This window comes from Bacillus sp. FSL M8-0071 (genome assembly GCF_037975455.1).
Lineage (GTDB): Bacteria > Bacillota > Bacilli > Bacillales > Bacillaceae > Bacillus > Bacillus subtilis.
Genome location: NZ_CP150256.1, coordinates 2,027,746 through 2,046,227, shown reverse-complemented (window position 1 = coordinate 2,046,227; position 18,482 = coordinate 2,027,746). Strand labels below are relative to the sequence as shown.

23 protein-coding genes and 2 pseudogenes are annotated in these 18,482 nt (G+C 38.5%); 16 read left to right on the top strand and 9 right to left on the bottom strand.

Annotation, left to right across the window (positions count from 1 at the left end; translation table 11 throughout):
• Nucleotides 1–151: 151 nt before the first annotated feature.
• Entirely contained in the window at nucleotides 152–415 is a 264-nt protein-coding gene (locus MKX71_RS10170; protein ID WP_015251940.1) for a hypothetical protein, read from the bottom strand.
• A 113-nt stretch (nucleotides 416–528) separates the two neighbouring features.
• Here MKX71_RS10170 and MKX71_RS10165 point away from each other — a divergent pair.
• The 3 genes and pseudogenes from MKX71_RS10165 to MKX71_RS10155 all read left to right on the top strand — a co-directional run.
• Nucleotides 529–681, top strand: a pseudogene (locus MKX71_RS10165) (hypothetical protein); the annotation flags it as partial.
• Nucleotides 682–1,099: 418 nt separating this feature from the next.
• Entirely contained in the window at nucleotides 1,100–1,453 is a 354-nt protein-coding gene (locus MKX71_RS10160) for a DUF3221 domain-containing protein (RefSeq protein ID WP_230488193.1), read from the top strand.
• Between the two features lie 107 nt (nucleotides 1,454–1,560).
• Nucleotides 1,561–1,650, top strand: a pseudogene (locus MKX71_RS10155) (SMI1/KNR4 family protein); the annotation flags it as partial.
• Nucleotides 1,651–1,912: 262 nt separating this feature from the next.
• On the opposite strand, the gene bla reads toward MKX71_RS10155, so the two are convergent.
• A complete protein-coding gene (gene bla / locus MKX71_RS10150; protein ID WP_033883975.1) occupies nucleotides 1,913–2,833 on the bottom strand; it encodes a class A beta-lactamase in 921 nt (306 codons plus the stop codon).
• 255 nt (nucleotides 2,834–3,088) lie between these two features.
• On the opposite strand from bla, the gene MKX71_RS10145 reads away from it, so the two are divergent.
• Together MKX71_RS10145 and MKX71_RS10140 are read left to right on the top strand one after the other, a co-directional pair.
• Complete coding sequence (locus tag MKX71_RS10145; RefSeq protein ID WP_101172412.1) at nucleotides 3,089–3,721, top strand: type 1 glutamine amidotransferase family protein; 633 nt, start codon at nucleotides 3,089–3,091, stop codon at nucleotides 3,719–3,721.
• Nucleotides 3,722–3,984: 263 nt separating this feature from the next.
• On the top strand, nucleotides 3,985–4,416 hold the full coding sequence (locus tag MKX71_RS10140) for a hypothetical protein (protein WP_038429093.1): 432 nt from the start codon (nucleotides 3,985–3,987) through the stop codon (nucleotides 4,414–4,416).
• A 172-nt stretch (nucleotides 4,417–4,588) separates the two neighbouring features.
• On the opposite strand, the gene MKX71_RS10135 is transcribed toward MKX71_RS10140, so the two are convergent.
• Nucleotides 4,589–5,467 carry a DMT family transporter gene (locus MKX71_RS10135; RefSeq protein ID WP_339232025.1) on the bottom strand — a complete coding sequence of 293 codons (879 nt, stop codon included), beginning with the start codon at nucleotides 5,465–5,467 and terminating at the stop codon, nucleotides 4,589–4,591.
• A 100-nt stretch (nucleotides 5,468–5,567) separates the two neighbouring features.
• Here MKX71_RS10135 and MKX71_RS10130 point away from each other — a divergent pair, with 100 nt between their 5' ends.
• A complete protein-coding gene (locus tag MKX71_RS10130) occupies nucleotides 5,568–6,440 on the top strand; it encodes a LysR family transcriptional regulator (protein WP_021481419.1) in 873 nt (290 codons plus the stop codon).
• Between the two features lie 116 nt (nucleotides 6,441–6,556).
• On the opposite strand, the gene MKX71_RS10125 is transcribed toward MKX71_RS10130, so the two are convergent.
• The 3 genes from MKX71_RS10125 to MKX71_RS10115 all read right to left on the bottom strand — a co-directional run bounded on the left by MKX71_RS10125 (nucleotide 6,557) and on the right by MKX71_RS10115 (nucleotide 8,203).
• Complete coding sequence (locus tag MKX71_RS10125) at nucleotides 6,557–7,351, bottom strand: DUF817 domain-containing protein (RefSeq protein WP_339232024.1); 795 nt, start codon at nucleotides 7,349–7,351, stop codon at nucleotides 6,557–6,559.
• Between the two features lie 105 nt (nucleotides 7,352–7,456).
• Nucleotides 7,457–7,711, bottom strand: coding sequence for a helix-turn-helix transcriptional regulator (locus MKX71_RS10120; RefSeq protein ID WP_033883967.1), 255 nt, complete (start codon nucleotides 7,709–7,711; stop codon nucleotides 7,457–7,459).
• A gap of 9 nt (nucleotides 7,712–7,720) precedes the next feature.
• Nucleotides 7,721–8,203: a DUF2975 domain-containing protein gene (locus tag MKX71_RS10115; protein ID WP_015251949.1), complete on the bottom strand. Its 483-nt coding sequence runs from the start codon at nucleotides 8,201–8,203 to the stop codon at nucleotides 7,721–7,723.
• A 345-nt stretch (nucleotides 8,204–8,548) separates the two neighbouring features.
• Between MKX71_RS10115 and MKX71_RS10110 the strand changes: the two genes are divergently transcribed.
• From MKX71_RS10110 to MKX71_RS10100, 3 genes are all read left to right on the top strand, one after another.
• Nucleotides 8,549–9,460, top strand: a complete 912-nt coding sequence (locus MKX71_RS10110) for a VanW family protein (RefSeq protein WP_015714063.1) — start codon at nucleotides 8,549–8,551, stop codon at nucleotides 9,458–9,460.
• Nucleotides 9,461–9,560: 100 nt separating this feature from the next.
• A complete protein-coding gene (locus MKX71_RS10105) occupies nucleotides 9,561–10,058 on the top strand; it encodes a hypothetical protein (RefSeq protein WP_101172414.1) in 498 nt (165 codons plus the stop codon).
• Between the two features lie 104 nt (nucleotides 10,059–10,162).
• A complete protein-coding gene (locus tag MKX71_RS10100) occupies nucleotides 10,163–10,399 on the top strand; it encodes a hypothetical protein (RefSeq protein WP_080265383.1) in 237 nt (78 codons plus the stop codon).
• Here the strand turns inward: MKX71_RS10100 and MKX71_RS10095 are convergent.
• Nucleotides 10,358–10,714, bottom strand: coding sequence for a hypothetical protein (locus tag MKX71_RS10095; protein ID WP_080265378.1), 357 nt, complete (start codon nucleotides 10,712–10,714; stop codon nucleotides 10,358–10,360). The two genes, MKX71_RS10100 and MKX71_RS10095, sit on opposite strands and share 42 nt — an antisense overlap.
• A 313-nt stretch (nucleotides 10,715–11,027) precedes the next feature.
• Here MKX71_RS10095 and MKX71_RS10090 point away from each other — a divergent pair, with 313 nt between their 5' ends.
• The 5 genes from MKX71_RS10090 (at nucleotide 11,028) to MKX71_RS10070 (ending at nucleotide 14,314) form a co-directional block, all read left to right on the top strand.
• Complete coding sequence (locus tag MKX71_RS10090; RefSeq protein WP_029318075.1) at nucleotides 11,028–11,783, top strand: N-acetyltransferase; 756 nt, start codon at nucleotides 11,028–11,030, stop codon at nucleotides 11,781–11,783.
• 39 nt (nucleotides 11,784–11,822) lie between these two features.
• Nucleotides 11,823–11,978 carry a hypothetical protein gene (locus MKX71_RS10085; RefSeq protein ID WP_128484048.1) on the top strand — a complete coding sequence of 52 codons (156 nt, stop codon included), beginning with the start codon at nucleotides 11,823–11,825 and terminating at the stop codon, nucleotides 11,976–11,978.
• Nucleotides 11,979–12,002: 24 nt separating this feature from the next.
• On the top strand, nucleotides 12,003–12,485 hold the full coding sequence (locus MKX71_RS10080) for a DUF4944 domain-containing protein (protein WP_029318076.1): 483 nt from the start codon (nucleotides 12,003–12,005) through the stop codon (nucleotides 12,483–12,485).
• A gap of 122 nt (nucleotides 12,486–12,607) precedes the next feature.
• The gene (gene oxdD / locus MKX71_RS10075) at nucleotides 12,608–13,786 is read left to right on the top strand and encodes an oxalate decarboxylase (protein WP_080529392.1); all 1,179 of its coding nucleotides are present in this window, start codon (nucleotides 12,608–12,610) and stop codon (nucleotides 13,784–13,786) included.
• A 222-nt stretch (nucleotides 13,787–14,008) separates the two neighbouring features.
• Complete coding sequence (locus MKX71_RS10070; protein WP_004399414.1) at nucleotides 14,009–14,314, top strand: membrane protein; 306 nt, start codon at nucleotides 14,009–14,011, stop codon at nucleotides 14,312–14,314.
• Between the two features lie 337 nt (nucleotides 14,315–14,651).
• On the opposite strand, the gene MKX71_RS10065 is transcribed toward MKX71_RS10070, so the two are convergent.
• Nucleotides 14,652–15,335: an SOS response-associated peptidase gene (locus MKX71_RS10065; protein ID WP_339232023.1), complete on the bottom strand. Its 684-nt coding sequence runs from the start codon at nucleotides 15,333–15,335 to the stop codon at nucleotides 14,652–14,654.
• Between the two features lie 256 nt (nucleotides 15,336–15,591).
• The gene (locus tag MKX71_RS10060; RefSeq protein ID WP_339232021.1) at nucleotides 15,592–16,629 is read right to left on the bottom strand and encodes a polysaccharide lyase family 1 protein; all 1,038 of its coding nucleotides are present in this window, start codon (nucleotides 16,627–16,629) and stop codon (nucleotides 15,592–15,594) included.
• A 172-nt stretch (nucleotides 16,630–16,801) separates the two neighbouring features.
• Between MKX71_RS10060 and MKX71_RS10055 the strand changes: the two genes are divergently transcribed.
• Nucleotides 16,802–17,479, top strand: a complete 678-nt coding sequence (locus MKX71_RS10055; protein WP_038429085.1) for a YoaK family protein — start codon at nucleotides 16,802–16,804, stop codon at nucleotides 17,477–17,479.
• Nucleotides 17,480–17,748: 269 nt separating this feature from the next.
• Nucleotides 17,749–18,447 (top strand): expansin ExlX, encoded by a 699-nt coding sequence (gene exlX, locus MKX71_RS10050; protein WP_003231419.1) that lies wholly within the window; start codon nucleotides 17,749–17,751, stop codon nucleotides 18,445–18,447.
• The last annotated feature ends 35 nt before the right edge of the window (nucleotides 18,448–18,482 follow it).

Below are 18,482 nucleotides of genomic sequence, written 5' to 3'. Positions count from 1 at the left end.
GTCTGGCTTTTCTATATAAAATTGGCGTAGTGTGCAAAAGCCTCATTTTGCGGGCGGCGCTTCTTTAAAGTGAATTTTTTATTACCAGCATTTAAACTTGTATTTGTGCTTAAAACAAGAGAAAAAGGAGCTAAAAAGCTCCTTTATAAATTTAAACAACTTTTGTATAAATAGCCGTGTAAAACCCGATTGAGTAATCAAAATAATGTCGTGTAAGCGTATAAGTATAACCGTTGTATTCTATTGTTGGCTGGAAGTCCATTGGCAGAGGACTAATGCGGTATATAGTGTCATAATCATATTCATCACTTTTTACTGCAACCTCAGACGAAGTGCCAGCAGCCAATGCGGGAATCGCGGATATGAGCATGCCAAAGGATAAAGCAGAACTCATTAAGATTTTCCTAATCTTCAATTACATCAACTCCATTTACAATTTATACATATATTATGTTGTAATTGGAAGTTATTTTGAAAGTGAATAATGGATCATAAAAAGTAAAAATCTCGATTTTAAAGGGAGCAAATATATGTATAGTAGACGACAGTAATGATAAGTATATTTATGCTGGAACCCAAAAAGAAGCAGCATACAATAATGAGTTTGAAAGCGGAATAAGAGTAAGGGTATGGTTCGAAGGCAACCACATACGAACATTTGAGAAAGAACAAAAAGAAGTAGATCCGTTTGGTGAATGTCCCTTACATATTAACTAAAGTGTAAGTCAATGAAACAATGAATAAAAAATACGAAATATAAGATATTGCTTTTGAAGAACTTGTTTTATGTTTTTCGAATGTATAGATAAGTGCAAAACCCAAGAAGAAAACTGTTACAAACCAAGAAGTGTATTGTGGAAAGATGGCGACCGCCAATACCATGATTGTTGAAAAAATAAATGAAGAGTAATGAGTTACTTTATGATCATCATTCAATGAAATCACCTCTACGAATTTTTACCCGATTTAGTTTGTGTATTACCAGCTTGTAAAAGATTCAATATGAGAAAATGAAGAAGTTTCTGGATAGATTTACACTACAGTTTATTGATATGTAGTTATGGAGTGAGATTGTTAAACATGACGGGAGGGAGAAAGGTTGCCGAAAATCGGAGTAAGCTTGATAGTGCTCATTATTTTCCTTGCAGGCTGCAATAAAAATGAACAAAACGGAGACGAAACAAAGATGCAGAGCCTAGTAGGCTATGTCGTGCTTAAAGACAATAATAGGGCAATTCTCATTACCACTACAGAAACTCCAGTAAAAGAAGATTACGATCTTTCTGAAGGACAACTTATGAACAAGTTTAAAAATAACATAGTAATTGTAGGATTAAGTGAGATTGATAACACAGATGATCTCAAAAGAGGTGAAAAAATAAAAGTGTGGTTCCATACACGAAAAGAGTCAAATCCACCAAGTGCAACGATACAAAAATATGAATTATTATAAAAAAAATTGTTGAATTCTCATATAGATAACCTCTGAGACAACAAATGTTGTTCTATTGCATTGAAACTGCCAGTGACCAATATCAAGTTCAGTTATGTTAATTCAAGTGGTTTGATATGTTAGTGTCTTCGAACGAGACGAAATATTGGGAAGAGAGTCCGAATATCAATGAGTATTACAAATTGGTCACAGAATAAGAGACTTAAGAGAGTTGTCTGCATTGTATGTTTACTTGAAGGAGAAGAAAACGGATTTTAGGGTGCTTAGTCTTAATTCTTGTCAGGTCAAACTTTACTTGTTCCATAAAATGAAAACTTGCCGTTAATTATAATAACGTTTAATTTTGTGGCGTTTAAATATATGATTCTAGAGGTCTTATGAAAGAACCGTTCATCAAAAAATGAACGGTAGGAGTTAAAAAAGTAATGTCTTTTCCTTTGTGGCAAAAGGCTAAACATATTATTTGAGATCGTTAAGGACGATTTTTGCAGCCTCAGCGATAAGAGCATTATCATAATTAGCATCTTTCGTAAAGCGGTTTGACAGAATTGCCAAAACAATAGGAGCTCTGTTAGGCGGCCAAACGATAGCAATGTCGTTACGTGTCCCGTAGCTTCCGGCTCCAGATTTATCGCCGACTTCCCATCCTATTGGAGCGCCTGCCCGAATCAGTTCGTCACCAGTAGCATTGCCTCGCATCCAATCGGTTAAGATCGTGCGTTTGTCAGTCGTGAGAGTGTTATCTAAAGTGAAAGCTTTAAGATCGGTTGCCAGTGCTTTTGCGGTGCTGGTGTCACGAATATCACCAGGAATCGCAGAGTTTAGATCCGTCTCGAATCGTTTAGCTTTCGTTACATGATCCCCAATCTGTTTCAGTGACTTTTCAAAACCTTTAGGGCCGCCAAGCTGTTGCAGCAAGATGTTCCCAGCGGTATTATCGCTGTAACGGATAGCCGCTTCCGAGATTTCTTTTAGGCTCATGCCTGTATCTAGGTGTTTCTCTGTGATTGGAGAATATGTAACAAGATCGTCCTTGCTGTAGTGGATGACTTCATTAAGTTTTTCAATTGAGTTTTTCTTCAGGACAGCAGCTGCGGCTAGAACTTTATAGGTTGATGCGTAAGCAAATCGCTCATTCGGCCGATAGGCGATTGTCTTGTTTGAACCTGTATCAATTGCATAAACACCAAGCCTGGCATCAAATTTTTTCTCAAGTTGAACAAATTTTTTATTCGTTATACAGCTTGCCATGTTTGTGTCTTCTATGGATTTTGCTTCGGCATGCGTTGAGCTGTAAAAAGGTGTGAAACCAGTAATGCTTAAACATAAAAGCCCAACACATATTCCGAATTTTATTGACGCTTTATTTTTCAACTTCATCAAGCCTCCTCATTCAAATGATTTTGTATTACCTTTGAAATGTTTCCCATGACAGTTAGTGTAACAAACCCCTTTGCGCTAGTAAACATAGAATCAATTGATCTTATATTTTTAATAAGTTGGGAGAACAAGGGCAATTGCCCACCTACATGGTATTATATAAGAATAGGCAAATCAGAATACATATGCTGACAATGGCTGTCAGCAAAGTCATCTATTAGAAAGCTTTATCAATTGTGATTGGAGTGTTATTGGATGCAAACGAGAAAAGTTTATCTCTACGTATTTCACACAATGTCAGACTGGGAATATGGATATTTAATTGCGGAACTAAACTCAGGGAGATACTTTAAACAAGATGCAGCATCTTTAAAAGTAGTTACAGTAGGGGTTAATAAAGAAATGATAACTACGTTGGGAGGATTAAGCATAAAACCAGATATTTCTCTTGATGAGTGTACTCTTGAGAGTCAAGATCTTATCATTTTACCCGGAGGAAACACTTGGGGAGAAGATATTCATCAGCCGATCTTGAAAAAAATTGGCGACGCTTTAAAGCTCGGCACGACTATTGCTGCAATTTGTGGGGCAACCTTAGGCCTCGCGAATGAAGGATACTTAAATTCGAGAAAGCACACAAGCAATGACCTAGACTATATGAATATGGTCTGCCCTAATTACAAAGGAGAAACATTATATGAAAAGGGGCCTGCAGTATCTGATGAAAATTTGGTTACTGCATCAGGAATTGCTCCTCTGGAATTTGCGGTAGAAGTATTGAAAAAATTAGATGTATTTGCACCAGATACATTGCGTTCATGGTATAAGCTATATAAGACTCAAAAGCCTGAATACTTTTTTGAGCTAATGAATACAATAAATCGATAGAAAACACTTTAGCAGTTTTTTGTAGTGCTCCTGAACTTATGGGAGCATTTTTTATATGTGTCTAGGAGCTATATAAAGAAATGCAGAAACTTTTAAAAAGAATATAGATTGGTAGGCCTTATTTCGAATAGAGTTTGATTTGGGTTAAAACTGTTCTTATTAAGGCTCATTTCATGGTGCTATAGATTCATTTGGAGAAGACTGTCTTGATCAGAAAAGACCCTTCCAATATATTGAAGTAAAAGATATCGGGAGGAACTCTTTTGAAAAAGATGATGATGTTAGCTTTTACATTTCTTTTGGCTTTGACTATCCATGTAGGGGAAGCTTCGGCCGTTATCGTGAAAGATGAGGAGAAAGTGAGTTTTACAATGACAGAGAATGAAAAATGGTTTATGAAGTCTGATGACCTAAATTCAAACCATTGGACATCTCACTTTGGGTACAGATTCACCATTTTCGATACTGAAGGATGTACAATTAACGCAAGAATCATGCGAATGACTTTGTCAGGATATGAAATAACCGTTAGTGAAAAAAACTTCTCGGGGGATCATTTTGATTTTAGTGCAACTGATCGAGTTGAGACGATGCCTTATAAGACTCATTATTTGATTTTGACAAAAGATCCAGATTGCGGAGATGTTAAAGTAAAAGGTCTATACGGTTTTCAGTTTGATCAGCCAGAATGGTAATAAAAAAGTATCTGGATTCTCACCAGCCTAAACGCCAGCCAAGCTAATGTCTACATGCAGACATTAGCTTTTTTCATTGTTTAATAGGCTGTCGTCACGATTCTAGAAGACTATCTCGTAATAGTCGTCTCCTGTCACATGAAGCCCAAATGACAGGGGAAATGTATATCATTCACACTTTCCGTCGTGATAATGTAAATGTATTCATAAAAATCCCGCAACATATCAGCAGTGCGCCGAGGATAATATTGATGGTGATCTGTTCGTGCAATTGCAGCCATCCAAAGAATAGGGCCAATACGGGAACAAACATTAATGCCATGGATGCTTTTGACGCTTGGATTTGATTGAGCACCCAAAACCATACGACAAAGGTAAAGCCGGTGGAAAGCAAGCCATTAAACAGCAATGACCACACCGCTTGATATGTCCACTCGGCTGAAGGGACCGGCTCAAATATAAAGGAAAACACCAATAACATGACGGCTCCCATCATAAGGTGCCAGGCATTCATGTGAATAATATCGATATGCTTGAATTGTAGCTTGCTGAACACATTCGCGATTCCCCAGCTAAGCGCTGCTGCAAGGACGCACAGCTCCCCAAATAAAGCGCTTTGATCGATATTGAGCATTTCCTTTCCAAATATAAATAACAGTCCGAAGAGGCCGCAGACCAGTCCCAGCGTTTTATACACATTCATGTTCTCGTTTAATGTAAAATGGCTGATCACCGTAACAAATATAGGCATTGTATATACCAAAACAGAGGTTTTCCCTGAATCGACAAACTGCATTCCATACGTCAAGATCCCCATATAGCCCAGCCCCATCAACAGGCTCATGATGATATAGCTTTTAAGATGTTCTTTTTTAATTGAAAACTTTTTTCTTTGGATGAAGAGAATGAGAAATAAAGGAACCGCTCCGATGAACAGGCGCAAACCCGAAAATAAAAGCGGGGGGATGTCATGAATTCCTACTTTCATCGCAACCCAAGTATAACCCCAAATAAGTGTGACAGATATGATTCCCAGCATAACTTTTACCATAATGAAGCCGCCTTTCTTGTTTAAATATCGTGCTGGTTTCTATCATATGTTACATTTATGTATAACTGAAATACATTTTTATTATTGGGGGTATAACCAAATGGTTATGAATATGAACCATCTTCACATATTTGTAAAAGTCGGGGAGAAATTGAATATTACAGAAGCGGCAAAAGAATTGTTCATCTCTCAGCCGGCGGTAAGCAAAGCGATAAAAAACCTGGAGAGCTCGCTGCAGCTCAAATTATTGATCAGGGATAAACATCATGGTTTAATGCTGACTGACATCGGAAAAGAAATATTGCTGCTTGCGAGGCAAATGAAGGGAATTGAAAGCAAAATATATCAAGTAGCCAACCGGGAAAACAAGCTGTTAAACGGGAAGGTGAAAATCGGTTCATTTCCTGCAGTTTCAACAAATATCATGCCACAGGCGATTGCTGCATTCAGATCAAACTACCCGCTGATCCGCATAGAATTGATCGAAGGAACCTCTGACCAAATAAAAGGATGGGTTGAGGATCGGACGGTTGATATCGGGATCGCAGCATCTCCATTTGAACCGTTTGAAAATCAGCTATTGTGTAACGACTATATGGTGGCTGTCATCCCGCCGCAGCGTGACGAGTTAAAACTTGAAAAGCATGTCGACCTTGAAACATATCAAGATGACCTCATTTTTTGTAAAGGCGGTCATGAAATCGCGATGTCAAACGCATTTTCGCAATACAACATCGAATTAAAGGAAAACTTAACTGTGCAAAATGCCGAAACCTTGATTAATATGGTCAAAAATAACTTGGGTATCGGCATCATTTCAAACTTTACACTTTCATCCGTCCCGCATCAATTGATTAAAAAGGACATCTTTCCTAGGGTCACACGCGATATTGGCGTCATCGTACATTCATTTGAAGAGATAACGCCGGCGGCGCATGAGTTTGTCAAAGTGTTGAAAGCAGTTGTAATCTGAATCAGTTATCGTGTTGCGATGAAATTGAAGAAGATGAATACTCACCGGCAGAGTTACATAAAAGAAAAAAGCAACCATTTGAACGTTGCTTTTCACTCTATTTGGGACCTTGTATGCTAAGAAAAAGATTCCTCCATCTCTGCCTTTGTGGGACTCTGCTCCTTAACTTGTTTTAATGATGTTACTATAAGAAAGCTAACAATCACTAGCAAGAGCCATGAACTTACCTTTCCAAGGTGTACAAGACTCCATGTATCGATTTGGTTTGGATATTTCCAAGCTCCAAAAAACGTAGCGATATTTTCCGCTATCCATATAAAAAATCCGATGAGTACAAAAGAAAGTGCGAGCGGCATACGGTAACGAGCTCCATTCACCTCGTATGTAACCCATGTTTGCCAAAAGACAATGATGACAAGCCCAGATAGCCACCATCGAATGTCTATAGAAAAATGGTGGGTGAAAAAATTCAAATAAATCGCTGCGGCAAGCGGAACAACTGCAAAAAAAGGCGGCCACTTAACCAGTTCAACATTAAGCCTTCTCCATGCCTGGCACAAATAACTGGCTACACTTGCGTACATAAAGCCGCTATACAAAGGTACTCCAAATATTTTGGAGTATCCTTCTTCTGGATAAGACCAGGAGCCCATATGGACTTTAAAAAGTTCCAGAGCAAGCCCAATAAGGTGGAATAATGTGATCACTTTTAATTCATCCCGTGTCTCAAGACCGGAACGCACCATCCACAATTGCATGAGAACGCAGATAATGAGCAGCCAGTCATACCGCGGCAAGAAGGGCAGTGGGATGATTTGCGTAATAGCCAAAGAGGCAAAAATAACGGCAGGAAACAAACATGAAAGGGCTTGTTCCCAGCCAAAATGGACGATTTGTTTTATGGCTCTCATGATGTATGCCTCCTCCATAGTTGTGTTCTTCGTGTATGAAAGGGACGCTTAGTATAGCAGCTAGATGGATATAAGTTTATGTCCATAAGCTCACCGCCAATCACTTTATTTTTCTGTTGATCCTTCATATTTTTTCTTTGCGAATCCTGTGTCTTCATCACTTCGGTATTCCAATATATCCCCGGGCTGACATTCTAAAGCCTTGCAAATCGCTTCTAAAGTTGATAATCGAATAGCCTTTGCTTTTCCGTTTTTCAATATCGAAAGATTAGCCATGGTGATGCCAACTCTCTCTGAAAGCTCTGTTACGCTCATTTTCCTCTTAGCAAGCATCACATCAATGTTGATAATAATCGCCATGTCATCACCTCAGACCGTTAAGTCATTTTCTGATTTTATATCTATCGCTTCTTTTAACAGTTTTTGAAGAACAGCAGCAAAGACCGCAATCACCATTGAAGCAAAAATAATAACCAATCCGATCACAATGATACCCGGGGCGTCGTCTATCTCGGCCATCAGATAAAAGACAGGCATGCCTGCTGCGTAAAAGATACTGATAGTGACTGCGCAATATTTTATATTCTTCAAAGCTCTTACAGACAAACCCGAGAAAGCTTTGTTTTTGTCAATATAGCTTAAAAGTTTGAACGCTTGATAAAGAGCAAAGTAAAAAGGTATCGCCGTTACATACAAATAGATGAAAACGAGATATTTTATATAAGCGATATTTGGAAATAATTCTGCTGAATAGTTGGCAATCTTAGGCACTAAAAAAATGCATAAAGCAAGAATTGGAATTCCAATAAGAACCAAAGCTATCTTTAAAAAAATTGTCGACATTCGATTCATAACAAGCACCTCATTTATTTGTTGTCTAATTGAATGTAACAAAAAATTTATCGTTTCTCAATAAAAAAATATTGAAATGTATTGATTTGTTATTGTTATAGGAGACCCTTTTCATTTTTGACAAGACAAAAAAGCATCCCTCATCATTGGGAGATGCTGAACTACTTCAAACTTGCCGACTGAATGAACCGTGTCCCTCAGTGAGCTCAGGGATCGGTGTGAACATAAAGCTAAGCTCTTTTATGAAGGTTTTTATCAACGTCAAAGATTCAAACAAACGATGGGAAGAAATACATCAAAGGATAAGCGGCTGTTCATACTAATGATCGGGAGGTAAAACGACTTATGATACAAATTTTGATCACTGGTCTTTTTTTATTGGCTCAGCCGAGTGAGCCGCAGGACAGTTTAACGGTCACACAGCAAGGACGGACGATTGCCACTGTTAACCGTGAAGACTTTACAATGCCTCTTCCCGGCACTCCAATGGTTGACTATGAAAAATACAGTAAATTCATCAAACAGCTTGATCAGAAAGTGTACCGTGAGCCGATAAATGCTGTCCTTAACGATCATGGAAGCATCGTCCCGGGCAGGGTTGGCTACAAACTGTATCAACAGGCGTTTATGGAAAAGTTTTATGCGTATTTTTATGGGCAAGGTCCCTCCAAGATAGAAGTGCCGGAAATGAACATTTATCCGAAAGTTGACAGCGAGCTGTTAGCTCACATCAGTACGCAGCAGCTTGGTCAGTACGTGACGTATTTTAACTCAAGCAATAAAAGCCGTTCACACAATATTTCTCTTTCTGCAAAAGCAATCGACAATCACGTTGTTTTCCCTAATGAGACGTTTTCGTTTAACCAAGTTGTGGGAATGAGAACTCGGAACAAAGGATATAAAAGTGCACCCATTATTGTAAAAGGGGAGCTGTCTGAAGGTGTAGGAGGAGGAATTTGTCAGGTGTCCTCAACTCTATTTAATGCAGTCGATCGTGCAGGACTGCAGATCGTTCAGCGCTATTCTCATACTAGAAGTGTACCATATGTACCGCCCGGACGGGATGCGACGGTAAGCTGGGGAGGTCCTGACTTTCGCTTTCAAAACCAATATAACCAACCAATCTTAATTCGGGCAAAAAGGTATGGGGGAAGTATGATTATTACGCTATACTCTTCTGATGTGATTAACAGTAAATTGAGAAAAATCCCCAAAGCTCCATCTCGGATACCGAAAGAAATAAATGCAGAGCAGTAAAGACAAAACCTCAGGTAAGGTTTTGGTTAAGAGAGCTTGTAGATTGCTCAAAATCAATTCTTTAAGGAGCGGCCAGTGAAAGGAAGGAGGGATAAATGAAGTGAAAAGGGTATTATTTTCTGTAATTGTTTTTACAGCAGTTGGATTTACGTTTGGCCAATCAAAAGCGCATGCCCTGACTTTTACGGTGTTGCCTATTACACAAAAAACAGACCAGTGGTCAGTAAAAGTAAGTGAAGCAAAAAATGCAAAGGAATTTGCGAGACCTCAAAAAGGAGAATATCAAGTATATTCCTTGGAAGTCAAAAATATAGGGGAAAAAGCAGCTACAGTGGATGTGCAATTGTATAGAAATGACCCTAATTCAATCACAAGGTTTTCGCTTTTTGGATGTCCCGATGCAAATTGTGTCAAACCAAAAGAAGATTCTAAAATGTTAGCTGAAAGTTTAAATGATGGCTCACTGCTGAAGTTCAATCATTTTATGCTGGCAGATAAGGCCTCTGAATTAGAGGTTGTTATAATTTGGACACAGAAGGGGCAAGAAGGACGCAATTTAAAACAGACCTTTAAATTCACTGAAGATGGCGTTAATTAGACAGTAAAGATGGAATGGCTTTGGTGATTCGATCTCTTACTTTGCCTGAGGAAAAAATGAAAATAATTGTTGGAAAACCAATCATAGCTGAGTCAAATGTTAAAGTGACTGTGATTTATGACTATAGAGAAGAACCAGAGGCCTTTTGGATACATTATCCGATGGGAGTGAAATGTTTGTTGATGATCACAAAGTCTTTATTGAATACGAATAGAGACTTTGTGACTGACTGCGCATTTCAACTTAACATTTTACTGATAATGACAGTGAAACCTAAACAAGTGCAACCTGTTTCATCATTAAAAACCGCTAATTTCAAAATTTTCTATGTCAAGATTTAGTTTTTTCAATTGTTTCAACAAAACTTCAAATTTTAAGCAATTGCCATTTTTCAATTCTTCTGGAATATCTTCCGGATGAGCAATTACCATCCCGCTCTCAATCCATTGTTTACGATACAATTGAAATGCAGCCTCAATTAAATGATCAGGAGTTACAATAAAACCTAACCTCACATCATGATCCTCACTGTAGCCAAATTCAAAACCGCAACATGGACAAATGTCAAACGTTTTTTGATACTCGCCTTTATACAAAGGATTTTGAATTAATCCTTTGTATCCGCAAATTAAACAAGAATAACATTTTTCCACCAAGTTTAATTCCCCTTTTATCACTTATTTACTATTGCTGTCCCGTAACAAATATTACTTCAAATATAAACTTCGTGTACTGTATTTATAGCATAAGCAGTGCATCTAATCCTCAAAGATGAACACACTTTGGATTTGAAATGGGTGATATAGGAATCAAGATAATATCTGAATAAAAGAAGGGTTTTACAGTTAATTGGCAAAATGGAAAAGAAAAAGTATTTAAGTTGGAACGGGTATTTATTCTATTAGGCATGTAAAGTGTGCCAGCGAAAGTTGAATTCCATGAAATTATGTTAAAGGGGGAAAAGAGGAGATGTGCTACATTGAAATCACAAAGGACAATATTGAAGACAATCATATTTGCTGTGCATTAGGCGCGAAACAATATGAGCATGCAGTTAATGAAAAGAAGAGATGGCTCAAAGCTCGAATGGATGAAGGATTGGTGTTCTATCGCTTACATGAACGGGCAAAAGTCTTTATTGAATATCTACCTGCGAATGAGGCATGGGTGCCTGTCAATGCGCCTAATTTTATGTACATTAATTGTCTGTGGGTGTCTGGCAGATATAAAAATAACGGTCATGCGAAACGATTGTTGGACAAATGTATAGCAGATGCGAAAGCGTGCGGCATGGATGGCATTATCCATATCGCAGGCAAGAAAAAACTGCCCTATTTAAGTGATAAGCATTTCTTTGAGCATATGGGGTTTACTCTACAAGATGAAGCTGCCCCTTATTTTCAATTAATGGCTTTGACTTGGAATGGCCTTGCAGCTTCTCCTGCATTTAAGAGCCAGGTGAAAAGTGATTCTATCAATGAAAAGGGGATTACGATATACTATACAGCTCAGTGTCCGTTTGCAGTGGGCATGATAAATGATTTGCGGGAATTGACTGAAAAGAAAGGGGTTCAATTTCAGTCAATTCAGTTATCATCGAAAGAAGAGGCACAAAAGTCACCAGCTATTTGGACAACTTTTAGCGTTTTTTTTGATGGGAGATTTGTGACTCACGAGATCATGAGTGTAAATAAATTTGAAAAGTTACTTAATACACTAGCTTGATTTTTAATAATAAAAATCCATTTTAAGGTTCTTGACTCAATGAAACAAAAAATGCATTTAAGAGCTGTTATACGTTTTAATCTTGTCTTTAGAGAGCACTTTAATTTAAGTCAAAAGTTTAGACAGTCATCAGTTAGATCATTAGCCCTTTTTTATTTTCTTTTCGGTAACATTTTGATCATATTTTCCTACTAAAAAGTTAGGAAAGTGGGGAAAAACATGAGAAAAAAGAACAATATTAAGAAATGGCTATTGATCATTGCTGGATTCTTGATCATCTGCATCACCACATTATTTGTAATGGTGTCAGGAAACGAAGTGAAATATGAGGGCAGCGGGAAAAGCGGACTGTGGATGTCTAACCTTGAAAAATCAGGAAAAACTTCAATTGGACCCAATTATTTTCTAAATCTGTATTGGCAGGGGAGTAAGAAGGACGAAAAGAGGACTGTCATAGAAAAAATCACCTTATACATAGATGGTAAAATGTATGATGACAGGGAAAATTATGATTTGTCAGAATACACAGGTGATGAAATGCCAGGTGGGGGACGCATGGAGGACCATATTGCCACCTTTGATTATATGCCTGAAGATGAAGTGATAGGACATGATGTATTAGTAAAAGTGGAGTGGAGGACAGGCCAGAAAAAACAGACAGAAGAAATCAAATTACATAAGAAGCTATGGTATAAAAAATAGCTTATTTGATGTATTTGTGATCACATTGGTGGTCACTTTTTTATTTGCGGATTCCTAGGCACAGCAATCTAAGATTCTGCATAGGCTGAAATAAAATCTTGTTCATTTCTAAAACGAGGTGCATGCTGTTGGAACAACAACCAATCAATCATGAAGACAGAAACGTGCCGCAGCCTATTCGAAGTGATGGAGCTGGAGCTATTGATGCAGGCCCGCGAAATATGATGCGGGATATTCAAAATCCGAATATACTTGTTCCGCCTGTTACAGATGAAGGTATGATTCCTAACTTGAGATTTTCATTCTCAGACGCTCCCATGAAATTAGATCATGGCGGCTGGTCAAGAGAAATCACCGTCAGACAGCTTCCGATTTCGACTGCGATTGCAGGTGTAAACATGAGCTTAACTGCGGGAGGTGTCCGTGAGCTTCATTGGCATAAGCAAGCGGAGTGGGCTTATATGCTTTTGGGACGGGCACGCATCACCGCTGTTGACCAAGACGGACGAAATTTTATTGCTGATGTTGGCCCCGGTGACCTTTGGTACTTCCCGGCAGGAATTCCACATTCCATACAGGGATTAGAACACTGCGAGTTTCTGCTCGTATTCGATGATGGAAACTTTTCTGAGTTTTCAACGTTATCCATTTCTGATTGGCTTGCGCACACACCAAAAGATGTTCTCTCTGCGAATTTTGGTGTCCCGGAGAGTGCTTTCAACTCTCTTCCGTCTGAGCAAGTCTATATCTACCAAGGGAATGTACCGGGATCAGTCGACAGTGAAGACATTCAGTCACCATATGGAAAAGTACCCAAGACCTTTAAACATGAGTTGCTAAATCAACCCCCAATTCAGATGCCAGGGGGGAGCGTACGAATTGTGGATTCATCTAACTTCCCAATTTCAAAAACGATAGCCGCTGCACTTGTTCAGATTGAGCCTGGCGCGATGAGAGAGCTTCATTGGCATCCCAATAGCGATGAGTGGCAATATTATCTAACAGGACAGGGACGAATGACGGTATTTATCGGAAATGGGACTGCCCGCACATTTGATTATAGAGCAGGCGACGTTGGATACGTGCCTTCTAATGCCGGACACTATATACAAAACACTGGTACAGAAACATTATGGTTTTTAGAAATGTTCAAAAGTAACCGCTATGCAGATGTGTCACTCAATCAGTGGATGGCATTGACGCCTAAAGAATTAGTGCAAAGCAACTTGAATGCTGGATCAGTCATGCTTGATTCTCTGCGTAAGAAGAAAGTGCCTGTTGTGAAATATCCCGGTACGTAAAGACGTAACAGATCACACACCTTCATATCTTTTTAAAGTAGATAGAGCTGAATTTTGGCCTGTGTTTTATTAAATCCCTATATATACGTTATGTAGGGTTTTTCTGCTTGAATCGTATTGTAATGAGCTTTAAGATGTTAATGTGGAAATGGTAACCATTCAATAATGGGAATTCAATGGCCGATTTCTACCAGTTTGATTGGCTTTAAAGGAGGAGAAGAAATGAAAGCACTCATATTTTTATCCAGTTTGACTGCCATTGGGAGCTCTATATTGGGGCGATGGTTAGGGATGCTGGATGATTCTTATGCTGTTGGCGATGCTTGGTTTATAGGTGTTTTAGCTGGATTGATTTCACTTCTAATATTGATTGACAGTCAAACGATGACAAAGAATTACATAGTAAGTTTAAGTACGATACTAGGCATTCTGGGAGTGGGATTTATATATTTTCCAGCTGCATTCATCAACATATTATTAAGTATTACACTGGATAAACAAAAGAAAGAAGACCTTCATGTAAGATGAAAGAAATTTCATTTAATTCTTAGGAGGGAAAGTGTATGGATTTACCTATATGGGCTTATATCATATTTGCAATCACAGGTGCGGCAGGTTTCATAAGTTTAATGTGGTTCAGTTTTTTTGCTGACAAAATAGAAAAGTGAAGCGATTTTATAAGAAATGTAAACTATTTTATATGAAAGGGATAACATTGCTTATTTTAGTTTACATAATAAAATTATTTCAAACTGATATTGAAAATAACTAATTGATCTATGTACTAAATATTCATAATTACTAGAGGGATTGGCACCTAAGGAACAAAGCTATTTGACAAGTTCTTGCTAGAGAATTTCAATCACTACATATGATTTTCTGCATCAAGAAGCTCAGCTGAATTATTTTTAGGTGAATTTACTAATGATGAAACCTGGTATGCTTCCATGTCATCAGCATCATAAGGCAGCAGCAAACTTTGCAGATAATCAGGGCTTGTATTTTGGGGGTTAAGCCACTCCTTTTCATGATCATGGGCCAATATAACCGGCATTCGGTCGTGTATATCTTTCATGAACTCATTAGGCTCAGTTGTTATGATGGTGCAGGTATAAAGAGGGTATCCTTGATGTGTGCTCCACTTTTCATATAAGCCAGCAAACGCAAAAAGAGCAGATGATTTCAATTTGATCCGCATTGGGATTTTGGTTTTGGAATCAAGCCGTTTCCATTCATAAAAACTGTCTGCTGGTATGATGCAGCGTTTGCTGACAAGCGGTCTTCGAAAGGCCGGTTTCACGGTAATTGTTTCGGCTCGAGCATTGATCATTTTATAACCGATCTTTTCATCTTTTGCCCAAGGTGGAATAAGTCCCCATCTAAGCTTGCCTAAGCGATTATTTGATCCATCATTGATGATTGCAAGGATGTTTTGTGATGGTGCGGCATTATAGCTTGGCTGGTATTCACCTTTAGGAAAAAATTGATCGATGTCAAACTGGTCAATAATATCATCAAATGCAGAGTACAAAGTAAACCTGCCGCACATATCCATCATCCTTTTTAGGGGTTTTTGAATAGTTTGTGGGACGAACGTTCATTTAATACAGGTCCAGAACAATGATTTCTTTTCACTTGCGATAAACTGGTATAATAAGAAAGCCAGTTAAGAAGTTATTGTGGAAAAGAACATATGCTTTTTAGTTTGACCGACGCTGGATCTTGATGGAATTACAAGGATCGCTTAAAAATAGCCTATAGTATAAAAAGAGGCACAGCGTTTTTAACGCAGGGCCTCTTTTATATCAGTAGCCAAATACCAGAGTTGTACTTTGTGATCCGGCATATTTCGTGACAAATTCTTTTGTATATTCAGGCGTTTGGACACGATAGCTATAGTTTGACCCGGGATTCCAAGAAGTCAGCGGAGAGGTTTGCTTGTTGAGTGATGGATAGCTGCCTATGTCTTTGAAATAACCAGTGCCCTTGTCGTCAAGGATGCCGCCTTTTTCACTGCCTTTCCCAAAGTAATTATATTCGGAATATATTTTTGCTTTTGTAGCAATTGTAATCGCCTGGTTAAAATTATTGCTGTAATTGTTTTTAACATGAAAGTAACCGTATCTCATCAGACCTGGGCCTCTAACATACAAGTTCTCAAAATAATTATTGGCGATTGTCATGTGGGGGTAGCCGTCATATTGATGCTGAGAATCATCCGGGTATCCTAAAATCAAACCGTATTTATGATTCGCAAATTTTGAGTTGCTGATCGTGATATAATCTGCGGATTTTCCGATATACACGAGTTTGTCCAAATCGCTTCCGCTTGTATTATAGCTATGACCTGAGAATGTGACGTGATCAATCCAATAGTTCATACCGGAATCTAAATAAAGCTGGATATCATTATTTCCGTTAATCTGCGGACTGTGTTCAAACGTTAAATTTTGAAAAATGACATTTCCAGAAGCTGATGAAGTTGTTAAATAAATATTTTTCAGCGTTTTTTTCACGTAAGAGCCCACGAGTGTTTTATTTGAGCCAATGGTAACTGTTGTTTTCGCAGATGCGGAAAGATCATTTTGAAGCACTAAAATTTTCGGAGTGGATCCTCCTAGATGGGTTTTTAAATCATTTACGCTTTGAATGTAAACAATCTGCCCGTTTTTTCCACCCGTTGTGCCCGTTTTAGAGATGCCTTTTTCATTTTTGGCATTTCCGGCAAAACCTAAAAGGCCATTTGTTGAGGTATTCGGAAAATCGACTGCACCTAATGCTTTTCCAGGCAAGAGAACCAAAAACAAGCTAAAGACGGTGAACCATAAACAAAGTCGTTTCATCACAATATGCTTCCTTTCAATTTTAATCATTTCCTTGCGGGGATTATTATTACAGTTAATGGAAAGGAATGATAGGTTCTATCTTCCTAATTAATGTTGGGTTACTTAAAAAATAGAGATTGCGCCAAAAGACATACTAACAATTGAAATAGAAGAAAGGATTGATACACCGTTGACTGCAGCAGCTTATCGAAACACCTTGCTATCACTTTTATGTTTAACAGCTGGAATCGTGGATGTAATCGGGTATTTAAGCCTGGGACATGTGTTCACAGCTAATATGACTGGAAACATTGTATTATTGGGGTTAGCTATCGGCAAATCCATTCAGGTCACTGTTTTTAATTCCTTGACTGCGCTAATCGGATTTATATGCGGCGTGATCATTGCTACATTGATGGTCGGAAAGGCGGAAAATACCCTTTGGCCTTCTGCTGTGACAAAAGCCCTCGCACTTGAAGCATTCATTTTGTTTGTCTTTGCTTGTCTTTCTTTTTATCGGGCATTTGTTCCTGTGCACATTCTGATTATACTCATGAGCATTTCTATGGGGATTCAAACTACAGCAGCAAAAAAACTGGGGATCGCAGGTATTTCTTCAACTGTGTTGACCGGCACTTTGGCTTCTCTTTTAGAGGATATATCCGGCCGTTTGTTTTTTAAGAAGCAAAAGAAGACTTTCTTAAGAGATACTGTGTTAAGAGCACTGGCTATTATTTTATATTGTGTGGGGGCTATTATTGTTGCTCTGGCTGAGCCTGATTTTTATCACTTCATTATTTGGGTTCCGATTGTACTGATCTTTGGCATCATGATGACAGCTAAGTTGAAACTGAGCCGGGAAAAATAGCTTTTCCTGTATAGCTGTTATCAGGCCAACAGCCTGTTTCATTTCGTTATTGAAATGCGAATTTTGAGAGGGGAAAATAAGACATTCGGCTGAAGTGCACATTCGTTCATTTGTATTGGCTTTTTCATAACTACCTACATTTGATATATGAATGATAGTGAATTTGCCTTAAAATCATCTATGAATCTATTTCCTCTTTCAAACCAGATGGATTGAGTCTTATAATGATAATGATTCTCATTTGAAGTCTGGTTTGAGGAGGACCAAATATGAAAAAGATCATGAGTGCATTTGTTGGTATGGTTTTGTTGACGATCTTCTGTTTTTCCCCGCAAGCTTCGGCAGCATATGACGACCTGCATGAAGGTTATGCAACGTATACAGGGTCAGGTTATTCAGGAGGAGCTTTCCTGCTGGATCCCATTCCTTCCGATATGGAGATTACTGCAATAAATCCGGCGGATCTCAATTACGGAGGAGTAAAAGCGGCACTTGCCGGCTCTTATTTGGAAGTTGAAGGGCCAAAAGGGAAAACAACCGTATATGTTACTGATCTTTATCCCGAAGGCGCTCGGGGAGCTCTTGATCTGTCACCTAATGCCTTCCGTAAAATCGGCAATATGAAAGACGGAAAAATCAATATTAAATGGCGTGTTGTCAAAGCCCCAATCACCGGCAATTTCACGTACCGGATCAAAGAAGGCAGCAGCAGGTGGTGGGCAGCAATCCAAGTCAGAAATCACAAGTATCCTGTTATGAAAATGGAATATGAAAAGGATGGTAAGTGGATCAACATGGAGAAAATGGACTATAACCATTTTGTGAGTACGAATTTAGGTACTGGCTCTCTCAAAGTCAGAATGACTGACATCCGCGGAAAAGTTGTGAAAGACACCATTCCAAAGCTGCCTGAAAGCGGAACGTCCAAAGCCTATACAGTACCGGGCCATGTTCAGTTTCCTGAATAAAAAATACGAAACAGCGGATCTTTTCCCGCTGTTTT